Source organism: Pseudomonas viridiflava, assembly GCF_900602065.1.
Classification (GTDB): Bacteria; Pseudomonadota; Gammaproteobacteria; order Pseudomonadales; family Pseudomonadaceae; genus Aquipseudomonas.
In genome coordinates this window covers 1-373 of sequence record NZ_UWFN01000082.1, presented here as the reverse complement: position 1 = coordinate 373, position 373 = coordinate 1, and the positions used below count along the sequence as shown (strand labels likewise).

At 58.2% G+C, this 373-nt stretch carries 1 pseudogene; it reads left to right on the top strand.

Annotated elements, in window-relative coordinates:
• A pseudogene (locus EE949_RS01360) lies at positions 1–360 on the top strand (glycosyl transferase); the annotation flags it as partial.
• Positions 361–373: the final 13 nt, after the last annotated feature.

The following is a 373-nucleotide window of genomic DNA, read 5'->3' as shown; positions in this document are numbered from 1 at the left end:
GCCTTGGGAATACTTTCTGTTCAGGCAGCCTGGTCCTCACCTCAGCTATTCTGGGCATGGCTGATCCTGTTGGGAGTGTTTGTCGTGGACGCGACGGTTACGCTTCTGCGCCGCCTGATACGCCGGGAAAAGGTGTATGAAGCACATCGCAGCCACGCCTACCAGTTTGCGTCACGTCGGCTTGGCGGGCATCTTCCCGTCACGCTGGCCGTGGGCCTGTTCAACGTCTGCTGGCTGCTTCCTGTGGCCCTGTGGGTCGTGTTGATGAATGCAGAAGGGATCGTGGGGGTCATTGTCGCCTACGTCCCCCTGGTGATACTTGCATTGCGGTTCGACGCCGGTCAGGCAGAGACGAGTTAACTAAACGTGATAT